Annotated in this window: 12 protein-coding genes, 3 rRNA genes, 4 pseudogenes and 1 riboswitch; of the genes and pseudogenes, 15 read left to right on the top strand and 4 right to left on the bottom strand. The window is 67.8% G+C overall.

All coding sequences use genetic code 11. From position 1 onward, the window contains the following. Window positions 1-38: 38 nt before the first annotated feature. Window positions 39-2,400: pseudogene (locus CCZ36_RS03655) on the bottom strand (glycoside hydrolase family 31 protein). Window positions 2,401-2,617: 217 nt separating this feature from the next. Here CCZ36_RS03655 and CCZ36_RS03650 point away from each other — a divergent pair. After that, window positions 2,618-4,597: an acetoacetate--CoA ligase gene (locus tag CCZ36_RS03650; protein ID WP_069740686.1), complete on the top strand. Its 1,980-nt coding sequence runs from the start codon at window positions 2,618-2,620 to the stop codon at window positions 4,595-4,597. A gap of 63 nt (window positions 4,598-4,660) precedes the next feature. After that, window positions 4,661-5,631 (top strand): annotated as a pseudogene (locus tag CCZ36_RS03645) (hypothetical protein). A gap of 94 nt (window positions 5,632-5,725) precedes the next feature. Here CCZ36_RS03645 and ptsP read toward each other — a convergent pair. Together ptsP and CCZ36_RS03635 are read right to left on the bottom strand one after the other, a co-directional pair. Continuing rightward, window positions 5,726-7,396, bottom strand: coding sequence for a phosphoenolpyruvate--protein phosphotransferase (gene ptsP, locus CCZ36_RS03640; RefSeq protein WP_128817019.1), 1,671 nt, complete (start codon window positions 7,394-7,396; stop codon window positions 5,726-5,728). 75 nt (window positions 7,397-7,471) lie between these two features. Next, a pseudogene (locus tag CCZ36_RS03635) lies at window positions 7,472-7,920 on the bottom strand (PTS sugar transporter subunit IIA). Window positions 7,921-8,622: 702 nt separating this feature from the next. Between CCZ36_RS03635 and CCZ36_RS03625 the strand changes: the two are divergent. From CCZ36_RS03625 to CCZ36_RS03560, 13 genes and pseudogenes are all read left to right on the top strand, one after another. Then, window positions 8,623-10,149 (top strand): 16S ribosomal RNA (locus CCZ36_RS03625). Window positions 10,150-10,446: 297 nt separating this feature from the next. Then, a 23S ribosomal RNA gene (locus tag CCZ36_RS03620) occupies window positions 10,447-13,570 on the top strand. Between the two features lie 78 nt (window positions 13,571-13,648). Continuing rightward, window positions 13,649-13,765, top strand: a 5S ribosomal RNA gene (gene rrf / locus CCZ36_RS03615). The 16S, 23S and 5S rRNA genes sit together here, the layout of an rRNA operon. 157 nt (window positions 13,766-13,922) lie before the next feature. Next, window positions 13,923-14,531, top strand: a complete 609-nt coding sequence (locus CCZ36_RS03610; RefSeq protein ID WP_069736057.1) for a CDP-alcohol phosphatidyltransferase family protein — start codon at window positions 13,923-13,925, stop codon at window positions 14,529-14,531. Window positions 14,532-14,643: 112 nt separating this feature from the next. Beyond that, window positions 14,644-17,139 (top strand): mannose-1-phosphate guanyltransferase, encoded by a 2,496-nt coding sequence (locus CCZ36_RS03605; protein ID WP_069736058.1) that lies wholly within the window; start codon window positions 14,644-14,646, stop codon window positions 17,137-17,139. A 97-nt stretch (window positions 17,140-17,236) separates the two neighbouring features. Further along, window positions 17,237-18,151, top strand: a complete 915-nt coding sequence (locus tag CCZ36_RS03600) for a DUF881 domain-containing protein (RefSeq protein WP_128817018.1) — start codon at window positions 17,237-17,239, stop codon at window positions 18,149-18,151. Continuing rightward, window positions 18,148-18,480, top strand: a complete 333-nt coding sequence (locus CCZ36_RS03595) for a small basic family protein (protein WP_003970459.1) — start codon at window positions 18,148-18,150, stop codon at window positions 18,478-18,480. Before CCZ36_RS03600 ends, CCZ36_RS03595 begins: the two co-directional genes overlap by 4 nt. Window positions 18,481-18,485: 5 nt before the next feature. Continuing rightward, entirely contained in the window at window positions 18,486-19,298 is an 813-nt protein-coding gene (locus CCZ36_RS03590) for a DUF881 domain-containing protein (protein WP_069744129.1), read from the top strand. Between the two features lie 190 nt (window positions 19,299-19,488). Continuing rightward, window positions 19,489-20,267 (top strand): annotated as a pseudogene (locus CCZ36_RS03580) (FHA domain-containing protein). 41 nt (window positions 20,268-20,308) lie between these two features. Further along, entirely contained in the window at window positions 20,309-21,052 is a 744-nt protein-coding gene (ftsR, locus tag CCZ36_RS03575; RefSeq protein WP_128817016.1) for a transcriptional regulator FtsR, read from the top strand. 53 nt (window positions 21,053-21,105) lie between these two features. Beyond that, complete coding sequence (locus tag CCZ36_RS03570; RefSeq protein ID WP_006123076.1) at window positions 21,106-21,579, top strand: bifunctional nuclease family protein; 474 nt, start codon at window positions 21,106-21,108, stop codon at window positions 21,577-21,579. A gap of 170 nt (window positions 21,580-21,749) precedes the next feature. Then, on the top strand, window positions 21,750-22,376 hold the full coding sequence (locus tag CCZ36_RS03565; protein ID WP_069736062.1) for a MerR family transcriptional regulator: 627 nt from the start codon (window positions 21,750-21,752) through the stop codon (window positions 22,374-22,376). A gap of 125 nt (window positions 22,377-22,501) precedes the next feature. After that, complete coding sequence (locus CCZ36_RS03560; protein WP_069736063.1) at window positions 22,502-23,962, top strand: DNA polymerase IV; 1,461 nt, start codon at window positions 22,502-22,504, stop codon at window positions 23,960-23,962. On the opposite strand, the gene CCZ36_RS03555 is transcribed toward CCZ36_RS03560, so the two are convergent. Then, the gene (locus CCZ36_RS03555; RefSeq protein ID WP_069736210.1) at window positions 23,881-24,255 is read right to left on the bottom strand and encodes a PRC-barrel domain-containing protein; all 375 of its coding nucleotides are present in this window, start codon (window positions 24,253-24,255) and stop codon (window positions 23,881-23,883) included. The two genes, CCZ36_RS03560 and CCZ36_RS03555, sit on opposite strands and share 82 nt — an antisense overlap. A gap of 132 nt (window positions 24,256-24,387) precedes the next feature. Next, a riboswitch (glycine riboswitch) is annotated at window positions 24,388-24,485 on the top strand. Window positions 24,486-24,508 lie beyond the last annotated feature (23 nt).

Genomic DNA, 24,508 nt, shown 5'->3' with positions numbered 1-24,508 from the left:
GACGCGTACAGACGCCCGCCCCAGGCCCCGGGGACCGTCTACCGGGCGTCAGCCACCCCTCTCACCCGCACCCGACCGCCGACCTCACGCTCCCCGCCGTCCCGCTCCACCACCACACGGCCCCCCTCCCACCGCGTCACGTACCGCTCGATCTCCGCCTCCGCCCATCCGTCGCCGGGATCCCGCACCACCAGGCCCCCGCCCGTACGCCCCGGCGCGGGCGCCCACACCTCCAGCTCCGGGTCGCCGTCCGCACCCCGCACCGGAATCACCGCCCCCGCCCGTGCCAGCACCGGCACCCCCGACAGCGGGGCGTCGACCAGCACCTGGCCCGGACCTTCGTACGCCCGCCCGGTCACCGTGTCGTACCACCGCCCCCTCGGCAGCCGCACCGCCCGCCGCCGCACCCCCGGCTCCAGCACGGGAGCCACCAGCAGCGCGTCGCCCAGCAGGAACGCGTCCTCGCACTCCCGCAGCGTCCGGTCGCCCGGCGCACCCCACCACACCGGCCGCACATAGGGAGCACCCGTCAGCCGGGCCACATGCGACAGCGACACGAAGTACGGGTGCAGCCGCTCCCGCTCCACCAGCGCCGCCCGCGCGTGCTCCAGCACCTCGGGCCCGAACTCCCACGGCTCCCGCCGCCCCGCGTCGATCGCCGAGTGCGTCCGGAACAACGGCAGGTACGCCCCCAGCTGGAACCACCGCAGATACAGCTCGGGCGACGGGAACCCGTCGAACCCGCCCACATCCGGACCCGAGTAGGGCACCCCGCACAGACCGAGCCCCAGCACCAGCGACAACGACGCACGCAGCCCCTGCCACCCCGTCGACACATCACCGGACCAGGTGCCCCCGTACCTCTGCATCCCGGCCCAGCCCGACCGCGAGAAGAGGAAGGGCCGCTCGTCGGGCCGCAGCCGGAGCAGCCCCTCGTACCCGGCCCGCGCCATCGCCAGCGCGTACACGTTGTGCGCCTCGCGATGGTCGCCCCCTGCGCCCTCCAGGACGTGCCGGGCCGAACGCGGCAACGACGGATCCCCGAACGCCGCGAAGGACACCGGCTCGTTCATGTCGTGCCAGACCCCCGAGAAGCCCTGCGCAAGCCGCTCCTCGTACAGAGATCCCCACCAATCCCGCACAACCGGATCAGTGAAGTCCGGATAGACGCAGGCCCCCGGCCACACCTCCCCGACCACCACCCGCCCCCGCGCGTCCCGGACGAACGCCCCACGCTCCCCGGTCTCCCGCCCCCCGTCGAACACCGCGTCGCCCGGCTCCGCCTTCACCGCCGGATCCACGATCGACACCAGCCGCACCCCGTCCCCACGGAGCTCCTTCGCCAGCGCGGGCAGATCGGGGAACCGCTCCCGGTCCACCGTGAACACCCGGTGCCCGTCGTAGTGGTCGATGTCCAGATGCAGCACCGACAACGGCAGCCCCCGCTCCCGGTACCCGTCGACGACCCGCCGCACCCCCTCCTCGCCGCCCAGCCCCCACCGGGCGTGCTGCGGCCCCAGCGCCCAGGACGGGGCAGCGCCGGAGCACCCGTCAGCGCCGTCCACCCCTGGAGCACTCGCGCCGGCGTCCCCACCACCACCCAGCAGCGCAGCGGCCCGCCCTCCATCCGCACCTCGCAGGCGCCCGGCCGGTCATGCCCCGAACCGGCGCCCTCCTCGCCCTCCCGCAGCACCACCCGGCCCGCCCAGGAGTTGTCGTGGAACGCCAGATGCGTCCCCGCGTCCGACACCACCACCTGCACCGGCATCGTCAGATACAGCGGATCGTCCCCGGGCCCGAAACGCCCGCCGGGATCGGTGTTCCACAGCCGGTACACCCCGTCCCGCAACCGGGGCCCGCCCGCACGCCCGCCCAGCCCGAAGAACCGCGCGTCCGCCGGCACCTCCGAGCGCTGCACCCACCGCACCGGGCCCCCGCCCTCCGGCTCCCACCACCGCGGCGGCAGCTCACGCCGCAACAGCACGCCGCCCGGTGTCCGCAGCTCCACCGCCCCGGTCCGCGACACCTCCACCGTCAGCCGCTCCGCGACCACCTGCCAGCCGCCGTCCTTGCCCGGCTCCAGCACCGCCCGCTCGTCCGGCGCGGGAGCCTCGCCCGCCACCGCGTACGAGGGCAGCGGCTCCGCCCCGTCCCACGCCCAGAACACCGCACCGCCCACCGACACACGGATGCGCAGCTCCGAACGGGCGAACCGCACCACACCGCCGCCGGGCCCCGGCTCCGCCCCCGCCGCCGCACCGGGCACGCGGGCCCGCTCCGCCCCGCGCGCCGGCAGCGCCGCCGTATCCGCGGCCCGGCGCCGCCACGCCGAACGCACCGTGCGCAGCCCCGCACCGAACCGACCAACCTCACCCGACGCACCAGGTCACGACCGTCCATGGCGCACACCCTGCCACCCCGCCCGACCCGCAGAACCTTCCGTTCAACTCCCGTTCACCCAGGTCGGCCGCCGCCCCCCGGCACCCCGGAGGGCGGGGCCACCCTGGTGCCGAAGACGATCACATGGCATCGTCCTCGTCAGCCGCTCACGCGCACACCCCAGCCCGTGCGCGCCGACGCCCACCCCGCGTACCCGTACAGCCAGGGAGCAGCCCTCATGACCGCAGCCACGCCCGACGCCCCGCTCTGGCAGCCCGGCCCCGACCGCATCGAGGCCGCGGCCGTCACCCGCTTCCAGAACTGGGCAGCGACCCGGTACGGCGCCCCGGCCGACGGCGGGTACGCCGCCCTGCACCGCTGGTCCGTCGACGAGCTCGACACCTTCTGGCAGGCCGTCGCCGAGTGGTTCGACATCCGCTTCTCCTCGCCGTACGAGTGCGTCCTCGGCGACCGCGCCATGCCCGGCGCCACCTGGTTCCCCGGCGCCACCCTCAACTACGCCGAACACGCCCTGCGCACCGCCGAGGACCCGGCCCGCGCCGACCTCCCCGCCCTGCTGTACGTCGACGAGACCCACGCCCAGGTCCCCATCAGCTGGGCCGAACTCCGCCGCCAGGTCGGCGCGCTCGCCGCCGAACTCCGCGCCCTGGGCGTCACCCCCGGCGACCGCGTCAGCGGCTACCTCCCCAACATCCCGCAGGCCGTCGTCGCCTTCCTCGCGACCGCGGCCGTCGGCGGCGTCTGGACCTCCTGCGCCCCCGACTTCGGCGCCCGCAGCGTCCTCGACCGCTTCCAGCAGATCGAACCCGTCGTCCTGTTCACCGTCGACGGCTACCGCTACGGCGGCAAGGAACACGACCGCACCGAGACCGTCGCCGAGCTGCGCCGCGAACTGCCCACCCTGCGCGCCGTCGTCCACATCCCGCTGCTCGGCACCGACGCCCCCGAAGGCGCCCTCGCCTGGGCCGCCCTCACCTCCGCCGACACCGAGCCGGTCTTCGAACAGGTCCCCTTCGACCACCCGCTCTGGGTCCTCTACTCCTCCGGCACCACCGGCCTGCCCAAGGCCATCGTCCAGTCCCAGGGCGGCATCCTGCTCGAACACTTCAAGCAGCTCGGCCTCCACTGCGACCTCGGCCCCGAGGACCGCTTCTTCTGGTACACCTCCACCGGCTGGATGATGTGGAACTTCCTCGTCTCCGGCCTCCTCACCGGCACCACCGTCGTCCTGTACGACGGCAGCCCCGGCTATCCGGACGTCAGCGCCCAGTGGCGGGTCGCCGAACAGACCGGCGCCACCCTCTACGGCACCTCCGCCGCGTACGTCATGGCCTGCCGCAAGGCAGACATCCACCCCGGCCGCGACTTCGACCTCTCCCGGATCCAGTGCGTCGCCACCACCGGCTCCCCGCTCCCGCCCGACGGCTTCCGCTGGCTCCACGACGAGGTCGCCGACGACCTCTGGATCGCCTCCGTCAGCGGCGGCACCGACGTCTGCTCCTGCTTCGCCGGAGCCGTCCCCACCCTCCCCGTGCACATCGGCGAACTCCAGGCCCCCTGCCTCGGCACCGACCTCCAGTCCTGGGACCCGTCGGGCAAGCCGCTGATCAACGAGGTCGGCGAACTGGTCGTCACCAACCCGCTGCCCTCCATGCCGATCCGCTTCTGGAACGACCCCGACGGCAGCCGCTACCACGACAGCTACTTCGACATGTACCCCGGCGTCTGGCGGCACGGCGACTGGATCACCATCACCGACCACGGCTCGGTGATCATCCACGGCCGCTCCGACTCCACCCTGAACCGCCAGGGCGTCCGCATGGGCTCCGCCGACATCTACGAAGCCGTCGAACGGCTCCCCGAGATCCGCGAATCCCTCGTCATCGGCCTCGAAGAACCCGACGGCGGCTACTGGATGCCGCTCTTCGTCCACCTCACCGAAGGCGCCACCCTCGACGACGACCTGCGCGCCGCGATCAAGCAGACCATCCGCGACAACCTCTCCCCGCGCCACGTCCCGGACGAGGTCATCGAGGTACCCGCCATCCCGCACACCCTCACCGGCAAGCGCATCGAGGTTCCGGTCAAGCGCCTCCTTCAGGGAACCGAGCTGGCCAAGGCGGTCAACCCCGGCTCCGTCGACAACCTCGACCTCCTCCACTTCTACGCCGACCTGGCGGCGAGGCGCCGCGCGTAACGCCACTGTCAGTCCCCCTGATTACGCTGAGTGAGCAATGATTCACCGCGCACAGGGGGACACATGGCGCAGACCGACGACACCAAGCGCAGCACGAAGCACAACACCCAGCACAACGCGACGCACCGCAAGAAGCGCGGCAGGAGGCACGGGACCCCGCACACCACCACCCTGCGACGCACGCTGCGCCGCGAAGCACCCAGCACCGTCGGCCTCCTCGTCGACGCCCAGGACTTCGCGGCCATGCGGCGCTACGGCACCTTCCCCTTCGACGACCACACCGTCTACCTCCAACAGGTCGAGGCCCTGCTCAAAGCGCTCGCGGCCCAGGGCGTGCACACCACCGTCGCCCTCTTCGACCCGGAGGACTACGAGGAGTTCTGCGCCGAGTCGGGCCTCGACGCCGACACGGGGACGAGCCGCAGCCGCTTCACCGCGGAGATCGCCGCCGCCGGAGCCACGGTCGCCTACACCGGCCAGGGCATCGACGACCTCATCCCCGTCCTCGTCTCCCGCGCGGTCCGCCAGGCCACCTGGGAGTACGCCACCCTCCTCCTCGCCGACCTCGGCACCTGCGCCGACTGCGGCCAGGACATCGGACGCGCGGCCTTCGACCGCGCCTCGCACCTCCTGATGCGGCTGCTGGAGACGGCCGGACCGGGCACCCACCACCTGGTGTGCAGCGTCCCGACGGACAACGACCAGCTCCTGGCCGTGCTCCACACCCACCGCGACACCGCAGGACCGGCCCGCCTCGACAGCGCGGAGGGCGCCGAGTTCGCCACCGTCCTCGCGGTGGCCGTAGCCCTGGAATCACGCGGGGAGTGGTCCTGCGCACCAGCGCCCCGGACAGCCCGGACCGCGTCCACGGCTGGCGCCTGGCCCACGGCGGCCTCGCCCCGCTCACCGCGGGCGAGGTCTTCAACGCCTACTGCACGGACGCGGACACCGGAGAGCCCGTCTCCCCGGAGTCCGGCGTCGAGTACTGCGCGGGATTCGACATCGGAGCGGAGCCCCCGGAAACCCACCGCTGACCACGACAACGAACCAGGGCAAAAGAGAGAGGGGCCTCCCGCCAGCGGCGGAAGGCCCCTCCCCGAGAACCGCTGCTGCTACGCGCCCACTCGCCTACTCACCCGAGAGCACGGCCTGCGCAGCGCTGCGCGCCTCGTCGGCCGAGTCGGCGGACCGAGCGGCGTTCGCCGCCCGCTCGCACTGCGCCAGCGTGTACTTGGCCAGTGTGGCCCGCACATAAGGAATGGACGCCGCACCCATGGAGAGCGAGGTGACACCCAGACCCGTCAGCACACAGGCCAACAGCGGGTCGGCCGCGGCCTCACCGCACACACCGCAGCTCTTGCCCTCGGCACGAGCGGCCTCGGCGGACAGCGCCACGAGATCCAGCAGCGCCGGCTGCCACGGATCCTGGAGCCGCGACACCGCGCCCACCTGACGGTCGGCCGCGAAGGTGTACTGCGCCAGGTCGTTGGTGCCCAGCGACAGGAACTCCACCTCCTGGAGGATCGACCGCGCCCGAAGAGCGGCCGACGGAATCTCCACCATCGCGCCGAACTTCGCGCGCAGCCCCGCCTCGCGGCACGCGTCCGCGAACGCCTTGGCGTCGATGCGGTCGGCCACCATGGGGGCCATGACCTCCAGGTACACCGGCAAACCCTCGGCGGCCTTCGCCAGCGCGGTCAGCTGGGTACGCAGCACCTCGGGGTGGTCCAGCAGGCTTCGCAGCCCGCGGACGCCGAGCGCCGGGTTCGGCTCGTCGGCCGGGGTCAGGAAGTCCAGCGGCTTGTCCGCGCCGGCGTCCAGCACCCGCACGACGACACGCCCCTCGGGGAACGCCTCCAGCACGGCGCGGTAGGCCGCGACCTGCTTCTCCTCGGAAGGAGCCTGCTTGCTGTCGTCCAGGAACAGGAACTCGGTACGGAACAGCCCGACACCCTCGGCTCCCGCCTCGACCGCCGCGGGCACGTCGGCCGGACCGCCGACATTGGCGAGCAGCGGCACCTTGTGCCCGTCGGAGGTGGCACCGGGACCGGTCGAGGCGGACAGCGCGGCCTTACGCGCCGCGGCGGCGGCCTCCATCTCGGCCCGCTTCTCCGCACTCGGGTCGACGAAGATCTCACCCGTGCTGCCGTCCACCGCGACGACCGTGCCCTCGGCCAGCTCGCCGGCGCCGGGCAGCGCCACCACGGCCGGAACACCGAGCGCCCGCGCCAGGATCGCGCTGTGGCTGGTCGGCCCGCCCTCCTCGGTGACGAAGCCGAGCACCAGCGTCGGGTCGAGGAGCGCGGTGTCGGCCGGCGCAAGGTCCCGCGCGATCAGCACGTACGGCTGGTCGCTGTCCGGCACGCCGGGCATCGGTACACCGAGCAGCCGCGCCACGATCCGGTTCCGTACGTCGTCGAGGTCCGCGACCCGCCCCGCCAGGTACTCCCCGGCGTTGGCGAGCAACGCCCGGTACGCGGCGAACGCGTCGTACACGGCACGCTCGGCGGTGCTGCCGACGGCGATACGCCGGTCGACATCGGACATCAGCTCGGGGTCCTGCGCCATCATGGCCTGCGCCTCGAGCACGTGCTGTGCCTCGCCACCGGCCAGATTGCCGCGCGCGACCAGATCGGCCGCCACGGCCTCCACCGCCTGCCGGGCACGCCCCTGTTCGCGCTCGGCCTCCTCGGCGGGAATCGATTTGGCGGGCGGCTCCAGCACCGCCGTACCCATGTGCCGAACCTCGCCGATGGCCACACCGTGGCTCACGCCGACGCCTCGCAGCGTTGTCTCCATTTCACCCGTCTCCGGTTGTGCGGCGACCGAGTCGCCGCGGTGGTTGTGCAACTGGCTGGTGGCCGCGCCCGAGCGCTACTGCCAGCCGAACAGCGTGTCGCCGATCTTCACGTCCCCGTCCTCACGGACATCGGAGAGCGACTCGGCGGTGGCCTCCAGGGCCACGATCGGGCAGATGGGTGACTTGCCGGCGGCCTCGACGGCGACCGGGTCCCAGCGGACGATGCCCTGGCCCGGGTCACGGTGTCCCCCTTGTTCACGAGAAGCTCGAAGCCCTCGCCGTTGAGCTGGACGGTGTCGATACCGAGGTGCGTCAGAACCCCGTGCCCGTCCGCGTCGACGACGACGAACGCGTGGGGGTGGAGGGAGACGACGATGCCGTCGACCGGGGACACGGCCTCGGAGGGCTCACGCACGGGGTCGATGGCGGTACCGGGACCGACCATCGCGCCGGAGAAGACCGGGTCGGGAACCTCGGTGAGTCCGATGGCGCGTCCAGCAAGAGGGGACGTCACGTTGGTCATGGGGAGCCTCCCAGGGGGTGGAGATTCAGGTGTCGCCGCCGCGACTGATGGGGGACGGCGTACTGCTCAGCAGCGTAAGTCATATGAAGTCCCGGTTCCGCCCGAGACCTACCGCTTGGCGGACCTAGGGGTGCACCAGAAACGATTTGCCTCGGTCCCCGGCGACCTGTACTGTCGTACTCCTGCCTGACCCCAACGCGACTTTGAGTCGGGGTCGGCGGCGACTTTCCAGCCAAGATCCTAACCATGAACCACCCTTCGGCATGCCCGCAGACCGTGGTCAAGGAGACGGAAAAGGCCTGATAGAGTCGGACCCGCCGAAAGGGGAAACGCGAAAGCGAAGAACCTGGAAAGCGAAACTGCATGGCCCGCTTCGACCGGGAATCGGACACGAAAGAGTCTGATAGAGTCGGAAACGCAAGACAGCAGGACAAAGAAGTAAATGAAGGGAAGCGCCCGGAGGGCCCCGGTGATACGGGACCGAAGGAAGCGTCCGTTCCTTGAGAACTCAACAGCGTGCCAAAAGTCAACGCCAGATATGTTGATACCCGGCCTGCTTCGGCAGGTTGGTGGTTCCTTTGAAAGTCCTACGGTCGCCATGTGCGGCGGTAGGCAATACACAGCGAGGACGCTGTGAACAACGGGTCTTATTCCGACCGGTTGTTCCGCTCTCGTGTGTGTGCACCCGATTACGGGTAAACATTCACGGAGAGTTTGATCCTGGCTCAGGACGAACGCTGGCGGCGTGCTTAACACATGCAAGTCGAACGATGAAGCCGCTTCGGTGGTGGATTAGTGGCGAACGGGTGAGTAACACGTGGGCAATCTGCCCTTCACTCTGGGACAAGCCCTGGAAACGGGGTCTAATACCGGATAACACTCTGTCCCGCATGGGACGGGGTTGAAAGCTCCGGCGGTGAAGGATGAGCCCGCGGCCTATCAGCTTGTTGGTGGGGTAATGGCCTACCAAGGCGACGACGGGTAGCCGGCCTGAGAGGGCGACCGGCCACACTGGGACTGAGACACGGCCCAGACTCCTACGGGAGGCAGCAGTGGGGAATATTGCACAATGGGCGAAAGCCTGATGCAGCGACGCCGCGTGAGGGATGACGGCCTTCGGGTTGTAAACCTCTTTCAGCAGGGAAGAAGCGAAAGTGACGGTACCTGCAGAAGAAGCGCCGGCTAACTACGTGCCAGCAGCCGCGGTAATACGTAGGGCGCAAGCGTTGTCCGGAATTATTGGGCGTAAAGAGCTCGTAGGCGGCTTGTCACGTCGGATGTGAAAGCCCGGGGCTTAACCCCGGGTCTGCATTCGATACGGGCTAGCTAGAGTGTGGTAGGGGAGATCGGAATTCCTGGTGTAGCGGTGAAATGCGCAGATATCAGGAGGAACACCGGTGGCGAAGGCGGATCTCTGGGCCATTACTGACGCTGAGGAGCGAAAGCGTGGGGAGCGAACAGGATTAGATACCCTGGTAGTCCACGCCGTAAACGTTGGGAACTAGGTGTTGGCGACATTCCACGTCGTCGGTGCCGCAGCTAACGCATTAAGTTCCCCGCCTGGGGAGTACGGCCGCAAGGCTAAAACTCAAAGGAATTGACGGGGGCCCGCACAAGCAGCGGAGCATGTGGCTTAATTCGACGCAACGCGAAGAACCTTACCAAGGCTTGACATATACCGGAAAGCATCAGAGATGGTGCCCCCTTGTGGTCGGTATACAGGTGGTGCATGGCTGTCGTCAGCTCGTGTCGTGAGATGTTGGGTTAAGTCCCGCAACGAGCGCAACCCTTGTTCTGTGTTGCCAGCATGCCCTTCGGGGTGATGGGGACTCACAGGAGACTGCCGGGGTCAACTCGGAGGAAGGTGGGGACGACGTCAAGTCATCATGCCCCTTATGTCTTGGGCTGCACACGTGCTACAATGGCCGGTACAATGAGCTGCGATGCCGCGAGGCGGAGCGAATCTCAAAAAGCCGGTCTCAGTTCGGATTGGGGTCTGCAACTCGACCCCATGAAGTCGGAGTTGCTAGTAATCGCAGATCAGCATTGCTGCGGTGAATACGTTCCCGGGCCTTGTACACACCGCCCGTCACGTCACGAAAGTCGGTAACACCCGAAGCCGGTGGCCCAACCCCTTGTGGGAGGGAGCTGTCGAAGGTGGGACTGGCGATTGGGACGAAGTCGTAACAAGGTAGCCGTACCGGAAGGTGCGGCTGGATCACCTCCTTTCTAAGGAGCATCTAGACCCTTTCGGGGGTCCAGAGCCACTACGTCGGCAAATGTTCGACGGTGGTCAGCTCATGGGTGGAACGTTGACTATTCGGCACGATGATCTGGTTGTCACTAGTACTGCTTCGGCGTGGAACGTGGTGATCAGGGCATCGGGCCGGGCACGTTGTTGGGTGTCTGAGGGTGCGGCCGTAAGGTTGTTCCTTCTGATCCGGTCCCAGTGAACTCACCTTTGCGGGTGGGGTGATGGGTGGCTGGTCGTTGTTTGAGAACTGCACAGTGGACGCGAGCATCTGTGGCCAAGTTTTTAAGGGCGCACGGTGGATGCCTTGGCACCAGGAACCGATGAAGGACGTGGGAGGCCACGATAGTCCCCGGGGAGCTGTCAACCAAGCTTTGATCCGGGGGTTTCCGAATGGGGAAACCCGGCAGTCGTCATGGGCTGTCACCCGCTGCTGAACACATAGGCAGTGTGGAGGGAACGAGGGGAAGTGAAACATCTCAGTACCCTCAGGAAGAGAAAACAACCGTGATTCCGGGAGTAGTGGCGAGCGAAACTGGATGAGGCCAAACCGTATGCGTGTGATACCCGGCAGGGGTTGCGCATGCGGGGTTGTGGGATCTCTCTTTCATAGTCTGCCGGCTGTGAGACGAGTCAGAAACCGTTGATGTAGGCGAAGGACATGCGAAAGGTCCGGCGTAGAGGGTAAGACCCCCGTAGCTGAAACATCAGCGGCTTGTTTGAGAGACACCCAAGTAGCACGGGGCCCGAGAAATCCCGTGTGAATCTGGCGGGACCACCCGCTAAGCCTAAATATTCCCTGGTGACCGATAGCGGATAGTACCGTGAGGGAATGGTGAAAAGTACCGCGGGAGCGGAGTGAAATAGTACCTGAAACCGTGTGCCTACAAGCCGTGGGAGCGTCGCGCATCGAGCTTGCTCGGTGCGTCGTGACTGCGTGCCTTTTGAAGAATGAGCCTGCGAGTTAGCGGTGTGTAGCGAGGTTAACCCGTGTGGGGAAGCCGTAGCGAAAGCGAGTCCGAACAGGGCGTTTGAGTTGCACGCTCTAGACCCGAAGCGGAGTGATCTAGCCATGGGCAGGTTGAAGCGGAGGTAAGACTTCGTGGAGGACCGAACCCACCAGGGTTGAAAACCTGGGGGATGACCTGTGGTTAGGGGTGAAAGGCCAATCAAACTCCGTGATAGCTGGTTCTCCCCGAAATGCATTTAGGTGCAGCGTCGTGTGTTTCTTGCCGGAGGTAGAGCACTGGATAGGCGATGGGCCCTACCGGGTTACTGACCTTAGCCAAACTCCGAATGCCGGTAAGTGAGAGCGCGGCAGTGAGACTGTGGGGGATAAGCTCCATGGTCGAGAGGGAAACAGCCCAGAGCATCGACTAAGGCCCCTAAGCGTACGCTAAGTGGGAAAGGATGTGGAGTCGCAGAGACAACCAGGAGGTTGGCTTAGAAGCAGCCACCCTTGAAAGAGTGCGTAATAGCTCACTGGTCAAGTGATTCCGCGCCGACAATGTAGCGGGGCTCAAGCGTACCGCCGAAGTCGTGTCATTCATACACATAGGGCCAACGCCTGTATGGATGGGTAGGGGAGCGTCGTGTGCCGGGTGAAGCAGCCGCGGAAGCGAGTTGTGGACGGTTCACGAGTGAGAATGCAGGCATGAGTAGCGATACACACGTGAGAAACGTGTGCGCCGATTGACTAAGGGTTCCTGGGTCAAGCTGATCTGCCCAGGGTAAGTCGGGACCTAAGGCGAGGCCGACAGGCGTAGTCGATGGACAACCGGTTGATATTCCGGTACCCGCTTTGAAACGCCCAGTACTGAATCAGGCGATGCTAAGTCCGTGAAGCCGGCCCGATCTCTTCGGAGTTGAGGGTAGTGGTGGAGCCGATGAACCAGACTTGTAGTAGGTAAGCGATGGGGTGACGCAGGAAGGTAGTCCAGCCCGGGCGGTGGTTGTCCCGGGGTAAGGGTGTAGGACGCACGGTAGGCAAATCCGTCGTGCATAAGTCTGAGACCTGATGCCGAGCCGATTGTGGTGAAGTGGATGATCCTATGCTGTCGAGAAAAGCCTCTAGCGAGTTTCATGGCGGCCCGTACCCTAAACCGACTCAGGTGGTCAGGTAGAGAATACCGAGGCGTTCGGGTGAACTATGGTTAAGGAACTCGGCAAAATGCCCCCGTAACTTCGGGAGAAGGGGGGCCATCACTGGTGATCCGATTTACTCGGTGAGCTGGGGGTGGCCGCAGAGACCAGCGAGAAGCGACTGTTTACTAAAAACACAGGTCCGTGCGAAGCCGTAAGGCGATGTATACGGACTGACGCCTGCCCGGTGCTGGAACGTTAAGGGGACCGGTTAGCTGCTCTTCGGGGTGGCGAAGCTGAGAACTTAAGCGCCAGTAAACGGCGGTGGTAACTATAACCATCCTAAGGTAGCGAAATTCCTTGTCGGGTAAGTTCCGACCTGCACGAATGGCGTAACGACTTCTCGACTGTCTCAACCATAGGCCCGGTGAAATTGCACTACGAGTAAAGATGCTCGTTTCGCGCAGCAGGACGGAAAGACCCCGGGACCTTTACTATAGTTTGATATTGGTGTTCGGTTCGGCTTGTGTAGGATAGGTGGGAGACTGTGAAGCGGCCACGCCAGTGGTTGTGGAGTCGTCGTTGAAATACCACTCTGGTCGTGCTGGATGTCTAACCTGGGTCCGTGATCCGGATCAGGGACAGTGTCTGATGGGTAGTTTAACTGGGGCGGTTGCCTCCTAAAGAGTAACGGAGGCGCCCAAAGGTTCCCTCAGCCTGGTTGGTAATCAGGTGTTGAGTGTAAGTGCACAAGGGAGCTTGACTGTGAGACCGACGGGTCGAGCAGGGACGAAAGTCGGGACTAGTGATCCGGCAGTGGCTTGTGGAAGCGCTGTCGCTCAACGGATAAAAGGTACCCCGGGGATAACAGGCTGATCTTCCCCAAGAGTCCATATCGACGGGATGGTTTGGCACCTCGATGTCGGCTCGTCGCATCCTGGGGCTGGAGTCGGTCCCAAGGGTTGGGCTGTTCGCCCATTAAAGCGGTACGCGAGCTGGGTTTAGAACGTCGTGAGACAGTTCGGTCCCTATCCGCTGTGCGCGTAGGAATATTGAGAAGGGCTGTCCCTAGTACGAGAGGACCGGGACGGACGAACCTCTGGTGTGCCAGTTGTCCTGCCAAGGGCATGGCTGGTTGGCTACGTTCGGAAAGGATAACCGCTGAAAGCATCTAAGCGGGAAGCCTGCTTCGAGATGAGTATTCCCACCCTCTTGAGGGGTTAAGGCTCCCAGTAGACGACTGGGTTGATAGGCCAGATGTGGAAGCCCGGTAACGGGTGGAGCTGACTGGTACTAATAGGCCGAGGGCTTGTCCTCAGTTGCTCGCGTCCACTGTGTTAGTTCTGAAATAACGAACAGCTGTGTTGTTGCCCGGTGTTCATAGTTTCATAGTGTTTCGGTGGTCATTGCGTTAGGGAAACGCCCGGTTACATTCCGAACCCGGAAGCTAAGCCTTTCAGCGCCGATGGTACTGCAGGGGGGACCCTGTGGGAGAGTAGGACGCCGCCGAACAATCTTTCCGGGAAAGCCCCGCACCTTCTGGTGCGGGGCTTTTCTGCGTTCCGGACCTTTACCTGAGGTCCACCCTCCACCCCCCTGCGCCCGAGGGCGGAAGCTGAGGGTAAGGTCAGGGGGCATCATTGGCACGTTCTTCACAGGAGGCTCCCGGGTGGAGGTCCAGGAGACCCGGGTCCAGACGGACCGGGTCCTCACCATCCCCAACATCCTCAGCATGGCGCGCCTTGTCGGGGTACCGCTCTTCCTGTGGCTGATTCTTCGTCCCGTCTTCGGTGGGCCCAACAGCGACAACTGGGCGCTGCTGGTACTGATGCTCAGCGGCGTCAGCGACTACCTCGACGGGAAGCTCGCCCGCAAGTGGAACCAGATCAGCAGCCTGGGTCGGCTCCTGGACCCCGCGGCCGACCGGCTCTACATCCTTTCCACCCTGGTTGGCCTCACCTGGCGGGAGATTCTGCCGCTCTGGGTCACCGCGCTGCTTCTGGCCCGGGAACTGATGCTTCTCGTGATGGTGGCCATCCTGCGCCGTCACGGCTATCCGCCGCCGCAGGTCAACTTCCTCGGGAAAGCTGCAACCTTCAACCTGATGTACGCGTTCCCCTTGTTGCTGCTCAGCGACGGGAGTGGTTGGCTGGCCACACTGGCCGCCGTTTTCGGATGGGCGTTCGCAGGATGGGGTACAACGCTCTACTGGTGGGCAGGAATCCTCTATGTGGTTCAGGTCCGCCGGCTCGTGAAGGCGGACGCAGTAGCCGATTGAGCTCGTTGATGGGGCGCCGCGCAATGTGGCCGGTCCGCCCCAGATGGTGTGAATGATGCCCCGACGGGCGAAGTCGGCTGACCGTCGTCTCTTCTAGGAGGACGTTTCCGACATGAAGGCCGTCGTGATGGCTGGTGGCGAAGGCACACGTCTTCGCCCCATGACCTCGAGCATGCCCAAACCGCTCCTGCCCGTGGCCAACAGGCCGATCATGGAGCACGTCCTGAGGCTGCTCAAGCGGCATGGGCTCAGCGAAACCGTAGTGACCGTCCAGTTCCTCGCCTCCCTCGTCAAGAACTACTTCGGGGACGGCGAGGAGCTCGGAATGGAGCTCACCTATGCCAACGAGGAGAAGCCACTCGGCACCGCAGGCAGTGTGAAGAACGCCGAGGAGGCGTTGAAGGACGACACGTTCCTCGTCATTTCCGGTGACGCGCTCACCGACTTCGACCTCACCGACCTCATCGCCTTCCACAAGGAAAAGGGCGGGCTCGTCACGGTCTGCCTCACCCGGGTTCCCAATCCGCTGGAATTCGGCATCACCATCGTGGACGAGAACGGCCAGGTCGAACGGTTCCTGGAGAAGCCGACCTGGGGGCAGGTCTTCTCGGACACCGTGAACACGGGCATCTACGTCATGGAGCCCGAGGTCTTCGACTACGTCCAGGCCGACACCTCGGTCGACTGGTCCGGAGATGTCTTCCCTCAGCTGATGAAGGAGGGCAAGCCCATCTACGGCTATATCGCCGAGGGCTACTGGGAGGACGTCGGCACCCACGAGAGCTATGTGAAGGCCCAGGCGGACGTCCTGGAGCGCAAGGTCGACGTGGAGATCGACGGCTTCGAGATCTCGCCCGGCGTGTGGGTCGCCGAAGGGGCCGAGGTCCACCCCGACGCCGTGCTGCGCGGACCGCTGTACATCGGCGACTATGCCAAGGTCGAGGCCGACGTCGAGATCCGCGAGCACACGGTGGTGGGGTCGAACGTCGTCGTCAAGACCGGGGCCTTTCTCCACAAGGCCGTGGTGCACGACAACGTCTACATCGGACAGCACAGCAATCTGCGGGGCTGCGTGGTCGGCAAGAACACCGACATCATGCGTGCGGCCCGCATTGAGGACGGCGCCGTCATCGGTGACGAATGCCTGGTCGGCGAGGAGTCGATCATCCAGGGCAACGTCCGTGTGTACCCGTTCAAGACCATCGAGGCCGGCGCGTTCGTCAACACCTCGGTCATCTGGGAGTCCCGGGGACAGGCACACCTCTTCGGAGCACGCGGGGTCTCCGGAATCCTGAACGTCGAGATCACCCCCGAACTGGCCGTACGCCTGGCCGGCGCCTACGCCACGACCCTCAAGAAGGGCTCGACGGTCACGACCGCCCGCGATCACTCCCGAGGCGCCCGCGCCCTCAAGCGGGCCGTCATCTCGGCCCTCCAGGCCAGCGCCATCGACGTACGCGACCTGGAGAACGTACCGCTGCCGGTCGCCCGCCAGCAGACCGCCCGGGGCAGCGCCGGCGGCATCATGATCCGAACGTCGCCCGGTGTTCCCGACTCCGTGGACATCATGTTCATCGACGAGCGGGGCGCGGACCTCTCGCAGGCACAGCAGCGCAAGCTCGACCGGGTCTACGCACGCCAGGAGTACCGCCGTGCCTTCCCCGGCGAGATCGGGGACCTGCACTTCCCGTCCAGCGTGTTCGACTCGTACACCGGGTCCCTCCTGCGGAACGTCGACGTCGAGGGCATCGCCGAGTCCGGGCTCAAGGTCGTCGTCGACGCGTCCAACGGCAGCGCCGGGCTCGTTCTGCCCAGCCTCCTCGGACGGCTCGGGGTGGACGCGCTGACGATCAACCCCGGGCTCGACGAGGCGCGGCCCACCGAGTCCACCGACACCCGGCGCGCCGGTCTGGTGCGGCTCGGGGAGATCGTGTCCTCCGCGCGGGCGGCCTTCGGGGTGCGGTTCGACCCGGTGGGCGAGCGGCTCTCTCTCGTCGACGAACTGGGCCGGATCATCGAGGACGACCGGGCCTTGCTGGTCCTCCTCGATCTCGTCGCCGCCGAGCGGCGCAGCGGCCGGGTCGCCCTGCCCGTGACGACCACGCGCGTCGCCGAGCAGGTGGCGGCCTACCACGGCACCCAGGTGGAGTGGACGACCACCTCGCCCGACGACCTGACCCGGGTGGGCCGTGAAGAGGACACCATCTTCGGAGGAGACGGGCGCGGCGGATTCATCGTTCCCGAATTCAGCAGCGTCTTCGACGGGACCGCCGCCTTCGTCCGGCTCATCGGGCTCGTCGCACGCACCCAGCTCACCCTGAGCCAGATCGACGCCCGCATCCCCCGGGCGCACGTCCTGCGCCGCGACCTGGCGACGCCGTGGGCCGTCAAGGGGCTCGTCATGCGCCGGGTCGTCGAAGCGGCCGGAGACCGCAGCGTGGACACCACCGACGGGGTCCGGGTGGTCGAGCCGGACGGCCGGTGGATCATGGTCCTGCCCGACCGGGCGGAAGCCGTCACCCATCTGTGGGCGGAGGGCCCGGACGACGCCTCGGCCCAGGCGCTCCTCGACGAGTGGGCCGCGGTCGTGGACAGCGCGGGAGACTGATCCGGGAACGGTGCGCCGCGACGCCCCGCGCAGGGGGTCGCGGCGCACCGGTGGGGCCATTCGGCGGTAGCTGTGATGACGTGCGACGATGTGCGGCATGTCGCAGCAGTCCCCCGATCGGAGCACCGCCCCGCCGTCCGCACGCCCCGATGCCTCCATGTCGCTGCTGAACAACGTGATGGACCACAGCCTCGACGACGGGTACGCGGAGGCCTCGGCACGGCGCAAGGCCGACGGGAGCGCGGGGCTGCCCCGGACGCTCAAGTCGAAGCTCGGCCTCGCCGCCGGACTGGTGGTGGCCGCCCTCGTGGTCACCCTCGGCGCCGCCGAGGCGCGGATCTCGGCTCCGGTCGTGGCCAAGGAGCGCGAAGAGCTGATCGACCGCATCAACGCCGAGACGGAGGCCGCCGACACCCTGGAGTCGAACGTCGACAAGCTCCGCGCCGATGTGAGCGAACGTCAGCGCAAGGCCCTTGAACAGCACGGCGGGGATCAGGGGCAGCTGGTGGCCCTGCTGGCGGGGGCGACCCCCGTCGAGGGCCCCGGAGTGAAGCTGATCGTCGACGACGCGAAGAACACCGACCAGGGAGGCGGCGGGCCCCGGGAGTCCTCGGGCTTCGCCGACACCGGACGGGTGCGCGACCGCGACATGCAACGCGTCGTCAACGGTCTGTGGGAATCCGGCGCCGAGGCCGTCGCCATCAATGGGCAGAGGTTGACGGCCCTGTCGGCCATCCGGGCCGCCGGCGACGCCATACTGGTCGACAACAGACCGCTCGTACCGCCGTACACGGTGCTCGCGGTGGGGGACGGGAAGAAGCTCGCGACGGCGTTCCAGGACAGTGCCGACGGCCAGTACCTGCAGGCGCTCAAGGAGAGCTTCGACATCCGCACCAGCATCTCCGACCAGGCGAAGGTCCAGCTTCCGGCGGCGCCGAGCCTGATCGTCCGTACAGCAGAGCCGAAGGCCGCCGGCAGTGGTGCGGCAGACACAGGGAAGGGCACATCGTGATCGCCGTACTGGGCCTCGTCGTGGGAGTCGTGGTCGGACTGTTGGTCCGGCCCGAGGTACCGGCGGTGGTCGAGCCCTACCTGCCGATCGCGGTGGTCGCCGCGCTCGACGCCGTGTTCGGCGGCCTGCGGGCCATGCTCGACGGGATCTTCGTCGACAAGGTCTTCGTGGTCTCCTTCCTCTCCAACGTCGTGGTGGCCGCGCTGATCGTCTTCCTCGGCGACAAGCTGGGCGTCGGCGCCCAGCTCTCCACGGGTGTGGTGGTCGTGCTCGGCATCCGGATCTTCTCCAACGCCGCCGCGATCCGCCGGCACGTCTTCCGGGCTTGAGGCCGATGAACAACGACGAGAACTCCCGCAGCGAACAGCCCGAGGGCGGCGCGTCCGCCGTCCCGGACACCTCAGTGCCGCCGCCCCCCGCCACGGAGGTGACCGGCCGGCAGCGCCTCAAGGCGGGCCTGTGGCCGCCGCGGCTGAGCCGCGCCCAACTGATCGTCGCCGTCCTGCTGTTCGGGCTCGGCCTGGGGCTCGCCATCCAGGTGCGGTCCACCAGCGACGACAGCGCGCTGCGTGGCGCCCGGCAGGAGGACCTGGTCCGCATCCTCGACGAGGTCGACGACCGGACCCAGCGGCTGGAGGACGAGAAGCAGCGGCTGGACGACCAACGCACCGAACTGGAGAACAGCTCCGACCAGGCCGAGGAGGCCCGGAAGCAGACGCTGGAGAAGGAACGCCAGCTCGGCATCCTCGCGGGCACCGTCGCGGCACAGGGCCCCGGCATCACGCTGACGATCACCGACCCCGCGCGCGCGGTCGCGCCCGACATGCTGCTCGATGCCCTTCAGGAGCTGAGGGCGGCGGGGGCCGAGGCGATCGAGGTCAACGGAGTGCGGGTGGTGGCCAACACCTACTTCTCCGGGGGAGCCGGGGACGTCCAGGTCGACGGGAAGAAGATCGAAGCGCCGTACGAGTTCACGGTGATCGGCAAGCCGCAGGATCTGGAGCCCGCTCTCAACATCCCCGGCGGTGTGGTCCAGACGCTGGAGAAGGAGCAGGCCACCGTGCTCGTGGAGCGGTCCGACGACATCGTCGTCGACGCCTTGCGACCGGCGCAGCGGCCTGACTACGCTCGGTCGTCCTCCCCGTGATCGGGGCGGGTCCGGGGGCCGGTGGACCGGGTCGGACGGTTGCGGGGGGTCGCCGCACCGGATTGGTGGTGCGTGGTGGAAACTGTCGGGTGGATACGGACGTTGTGAAGATGTCCGGGTCGGCAGGTGTGTTCAATCAGGGTTCGTCCTGCCCCACGGGCGGGTCTATGTCGGTCAAGGGGAATCGCCCGTGAAGTTGTTTGCGAAGTTGTTCGGGAAGAGTGCACGCGAGGACAGCAACAGTGCTGCCCGCCACCGCGCTCCGCGCCACGCTCAGGGCGAGGAGCAGGAGGCGGAGCGTCCGCTCTTCCGCGACGAGGTGTCCGGAGCCCCGGGGGTGACGGCGTGTCGGCTGTTGACCCTGCCGGTGCCGGACGCATAGGTTTCGGCGCACCATCAGCCTCGAGTACGGGTGGAGGGTTCACCCCGGAGGGCTCGTCGATGCCGGTCTGTACGAGGTGCGGTCACCGCAACGCGGAGGCCAGCAAGTTCTGCTCCAACTGCGGCGCGCCGCTGCGGGGCGGCGTTCCCGAGCGTCCCTCGGAGACGACGTCCACGATCTCCATCTCCGGTCTCGAGGCGTACGAGGCGGAGGCGACCGGCCAGACCTCTCTGCCCTCGCTCTCCCCGGAGGCCCAGGCCGCGGTCGACGCCCTGCCCGCGGGCTCGGCGCTGCTCGTCGTGCGGCGCGGTCCGAATTCCGGCAGCCGCTTCCTGCTCGACAGCGATCTGACCACGGCCGGCCGTCACCCGCAGAGCGACATCTTCCTCGACGACGTGACCGTGTCGCGGCGTCATGTGGAGTTCCGCAGGAGTCCGGAAGGTAGCTTCACCGTGGGCGATGTCGGCAGCCTCAACGGCACCTACGTCAACCGTGAGCGCATCGATTCGGTCCCGCTGTCCAACGGCGACGAAGTCCAGATCGGAAAGTACCGCCTGGTCTTCTATGCGAGCCCGCGGGGCGTGTGACCAGCCCCCGGACTCCGTCCGGGGGACCCCCAGGAAGGCCCATGCTGCGAACACCGACAGGCGGTGCCGGACACGGCACCGCCACCGCGGAAGCGCGACCGATGAGCATCGGAACGGTGCTGATCCAGCTGCGCGAGGAGTTTCCCGAAGTCACCATCTCCAAGATCCGGTTCCTGGAGGCCGAGGGGCTCATCGAGCCGCAGCGTACTCCTTCCGGATACCGGAAGTTCGCCCCGCGTGATGTGGAGCGCCTGGCCCAGGTGCTCCGGATGCAGCGGGATCACTATCTGCCGCTGAAGGTCATCCGGGAGCACCTGGACGCGCTGGCCCGGGGGGAGCAGCCCGTTCTGCCCTCGCCCGGTGCGCAGCGGGACCTCTCCGACGGAGTGTGGGAGGCCGGCTCCGGTGGGCCGACCGCCGCCCGGATCGGGCGGGCCGAGCTGCTCGCGGCCGCCGAGGTCGACGAGGAGCGGCTGACCGAGTGGGAGTCCTACGGGCTCATCGTCCCGTCCCCGGACGGCGGCTACGAGGCCGAGATGGTGACGGTCGCCAAGCTGGTGGCGGATCTGGGTCGTTTCGGTCTGGAACCACGTCACCTTCGGGCCATGCGAGCCTCCGCCGACCGGGAGGCGGGCCTGGTGGAGCAGGTGGTCGCGCCCCTGCGCCGGCACCGTAATCCGCAGACCAGGGCCCATGCCGAGGCCACCGCGAACGAGCTCGCCGAGCTGTCCGTACGGCTGCACGCGGCGCTCGTGCAGAGCGCTCTGCGCACCCGTCTGCACTGACCTCGGCGGTGCCCGACTACCCAAACATGGCGAGCACGTCCTAGGGTTGCTGTGTGAACGAGCTCGACGTTGTCGGTGTCCGGGTGGAAATGCCCTCCAACCAGCCGATCGTTCTCCTGCGTGAGGTGGGAGGCGACCGGTACCTCCCCATTTGGATCGGTCCGGGGGAGGCGACCGCGATTGCCTTCGCCCAGCAGGGCATGGCTCCCGCCAGGCCGCTGACCCATGACCTGTTCAAGGATGTGCTCGAGGCCGTGGGCCAGGAGCTCACCGAGGTCCGCATCACGGACCTGCGCGAAGGGGTCTTCTACGCGGAGCTCGTCTTCGCCAGCGGAGTCGAGGTGAGCGCCCGGCCCTCCGACGCCATAGCGCTCGCCCTGCGGACCGGCACGCCGATCTACGGCAGTGACGGCGTGCTGGACGATGCGGGCATCGCGATCCCCGACGAGCAGGAGGACGAGGTGGAGAAGTTCCGCGAATTCCTCGACCAGATCTCTCCGGAGGACTTCGGAACGAACAGTCAGTGACCGTCCCGCAAGGGGGTGCCGTCAGCGCATCCGACAAGCCTTTCCCGGAAACGAGACACGGGAAACCACCCTCAGGGTGATTATCACTCGGCGTGCCGAGTGTGGCGATCGTTGACGCACCCCGAGTGACTGCCTACCTTCGAGTGGGCAGGTCAAGGACGGAGGTCGGCGTGAGAAGCAGCGGCGACGGAGCGGCGGCGGGTGGGCCGTATCCGCAGCACGGCAGTGGAGCCGACCACACCATCAGGCAGCCGGTTCAACCGGCGGCGGTGGCAGCGGGCGGCATGGCAGCGGCGAGCGGTGCCGACGACATCGGCTATCGCGGGCCGACGGCGTGCGCGGCGGCGGGGATCACCTACCGCCAACTGGACTACTGGGCGCGTACGGGACTGGTCGAGCCCAGTGTGCGCCCGGCCTACGGGTCGGGGACCCAGCGTCTCTACAGTTTCCGGGACGTGGTCCTCCTCAAGATCGTCAAGCGGTTCCTGGACACCGGGGTCGCACTTCAGAACATCCGCACCACGGTGCAGCACCTACGGGACCGCGGATTCCAGGACCTCGAACGCATGACGCTGATGAGCGACGGGGCGACGGTCTACGAATGCTCCTCGCCCGACGAGGTCGTCAGCCTGCTCCAGGGCGGGCAGGGCGTCTTCGGGATCGCCGTCGGCGTCGTCTGGCGGGACGTGGACGCGGCGCTGTCGCAGCTGCACGGCGAGCGGGTCGACACCGGCGAGACGCTCATCGGCCACAACCCCACGGACGAGCTGGCTCGGCGGCGTAACCGCGCGGGCTGAGCACCCCGGGCCGAGCGGCCCGACGCGGGCGTACGACGCGACAGGACGACGGACGCGGGACGGTCCGGTGCCTCACGGGGTGCCGGACCGTCCCGTTGTCAGTGCCGTAGGGCAGCATCGACGGTGTGAGACCCGCGCCCACCATCCTCCACCTGGACATGGACGCCTTCTACGCCTCGGCGGAGCAGGCGGCCAAGCCGAGTCTGCGCGGCAAGGCGGTCGTGGTGGGCGGCCTCGGCCCGCGCGGCGTGGTCGCCACCGCCTCGTACGAGGCCCGGCGCCTGGGCGTGCACTCGGCGATGCCCACCGCGCAGGCCCGGCGGCTCGCCCCCAACGCGGCCTACCTGGTGCCCCGCTTCTCGCTGTACCGGACGGTGAGCGACCAGGTGATGGAGCTGCTGGGCCGGCTGTCTCCCCTGGTGGAGCCGCTCAGCCTGGACGAGGCCTTCGTGGACCTGGAGGCCGGCGGGACGGCGGACGACTCGGCTTCGGCCCGTGCCACGGGGGAGGGGCTGCGTGCGGCCATCCGGGCGGTGACGGGCCTCAGCGGATCCGTCGGGCTGGCCGGTTCCAAGATGCTCGCCAAGATCGCCTCCGAGGAGGCCAAGCCCGACGGCCTGCTCGTCATCGAGCCGGGCACCGAGCGCGACCTGCTCGCCCCCATGTCCGTCCGCATCCTGCCCGGGGTCGGCCCGGCCACCGGCGACCACCTCCGACGGGCCGGGATGACCACCGTCCACGATCTGGCCGAGGCGGGTGAGGCGGAGCTCGTACGGCTGGTCGGCAAGGCCCACGGCCACGGGCTCTACCGGATGGCGCTCGGGCTCGACGACCGGCCGGTGGTCGCCGAGCGGGACGCCAAGTCCGTATCGGTGGAGGACACCTTCGACGTGGACCTGCACGACCGGGTGCGGGTGCGTGCCGAGGTCGAGCGGCTGGCCGTGCGGTGCGTGGAGCGATTGCGCGCAGCCGACCGGTCGGGCCGCACGGTGGTGCTGAAGGTGCGCCGTTACGACTTCTCCACGCTGACCCGTTCCGAGACGCTCAGAGGCCCCACGGACGACCCCACCGTGGTCCGCGAGGCGGCGGGGCGGCTGCTGGAGTCCGTCGACACCACGGGCGGCGTACGGCTCCTGGGCGTAGGGGTGACGGGGCTCGCCGACTACACCCAGGAGGACCTGTTCGCCCAGGCCGCCGACGCCCGGGAGCTCGCGCGGCGGGACCGGGAGCACCACGCGCCGGCCGCGGAGGCCGGCGCGGAGGAGCCCGTCCCGGAGCCCGAGGCGGACAGCGCCGAGCAGCTCGCCGCGCGGCGCTGGCCGGCCGGACACGACGTGCACCACGAGGAGCACGGGCACGGCTGGGTGCAGGGGAGCGGCATCGGCCGGGTCACCGTCCGGTTCGAGGAACCGTGGAGCGCTCCCGGCCGGGTCCTCACATTCCGGATCGACGACCCGCTGCTGCGGCCCGCCGATCCCCTGCCGCTCGTCCGCGAGGTGCCCGACTACTCCTCCTGGCCCGCCAGCCTGCCGAAGTCCCGGTCGTCGGGCGCCGGGGCCGCTGAGGGCGGGGAGTCCAGCCCGTAGTGCCGGTAGAGCTGCAGCTCCTGTTCGGGCGAGAGGTGCCGGCCGACGCCGAAGTCCGGCGCCCCCTTGATCAACGCCCGGTCGAAGGGCACGTGCAGCGCGTCCTCGACGAATTCGCTGGGCTCCAGCGGGACGAAGGCGTCCCTGCTGAACAGGCCGGTGCGGACGGCCGCCCACTCGGGCACACCGGTCGCGTCGTCGAGATAGACCTCATCCACCGTTCCGATCTTGGCGCCCTTGCGATCGAACGCCTTGCGGCCGATCAGGCGGCGCGGATCGATATCCGTCTGCACGGTGCCTCCCACTGGTCGCGGACCGCTCACGGCGGTCCCTGTGGCCCACCAGCACCACACAAGTGCACATCCGTGGCCTCGGCCACTCGAGAGCTCCGCCGCGGTGGCCGCTGGTAGGCTGGCAGTGGCTGCTGACCCCGTGCGGGAGAGTCCTCCGGTGGAGAATCCGGAGGCGCCGAAGGAGCAACTCCTCCCCGGAATCTCTCAGGCCCCCGTACCGCACGGACGAGGTCACTCTGGAAAGCAGGGCGGA

It is taken from the genome of Streptomyces sp. S063, from assembly GCF_002832675.1.
Classification (GTDB): Bacteria; Actinomycetota; Actinomycetes; order Streptomycetales; family Streptomycetaceae; genus Streptomyces; species Streptomyces sindenensis.
The sequence above is the reverse complement of the archived record's forward strand: the minus strand, read 5'-3'. Positions and strand labels throughout refer to the sequence as shown.

What these genes read in the sequence shown, in the direction of transcription:
- ptsP (WP_128817019.1), bottom strand. Translation starts at nt 7,396, where the DNA reads ATGGAGACAACGCTGCGAGGCGTCGGCGTGAGCCACGGTGTGGCCATC.
- CCZ36_RS03650 (WP_069740686.1), top strand. Translation starts at nt 2,618, where the DNA reads ATGACCGCAGCCACGCCCGACGCCCCGCTCTGGCAGCCCGGCCCCGAC.
- CCZ36_RS03590 (WP_069744129.1), top strand. Translation starts at nt 18,486, where the DNA reads ATGAACAACGACGAGAACTCCCGCAGCGAACAGCCCGAGGGCGGCGCG.
- CCZ36_RS03600 (WP_128817018.1), top strand. Translation starts at nt 17,237, where the DNA reads ATGTCGCAGCAGTCCCCCGATCGGAGCACCGCCCCGCCGTCCGCACGC.
- CCZ36_RS03605 (WP_069736058.1), top strand. Translation starts at nt 14,644, where the DNA reads ATGAAGGCCGTCGTGATGGCTGGTGGCGAAGGCACACGTCTTCGCCCC.
- ftsR (WP_128817016.1), top strand. Translation starts at nt 20,309, where the DNA reads ATGCTGCGAACACCGACAGGCGGTGCCGGACACGGCACCGCCACCGCG.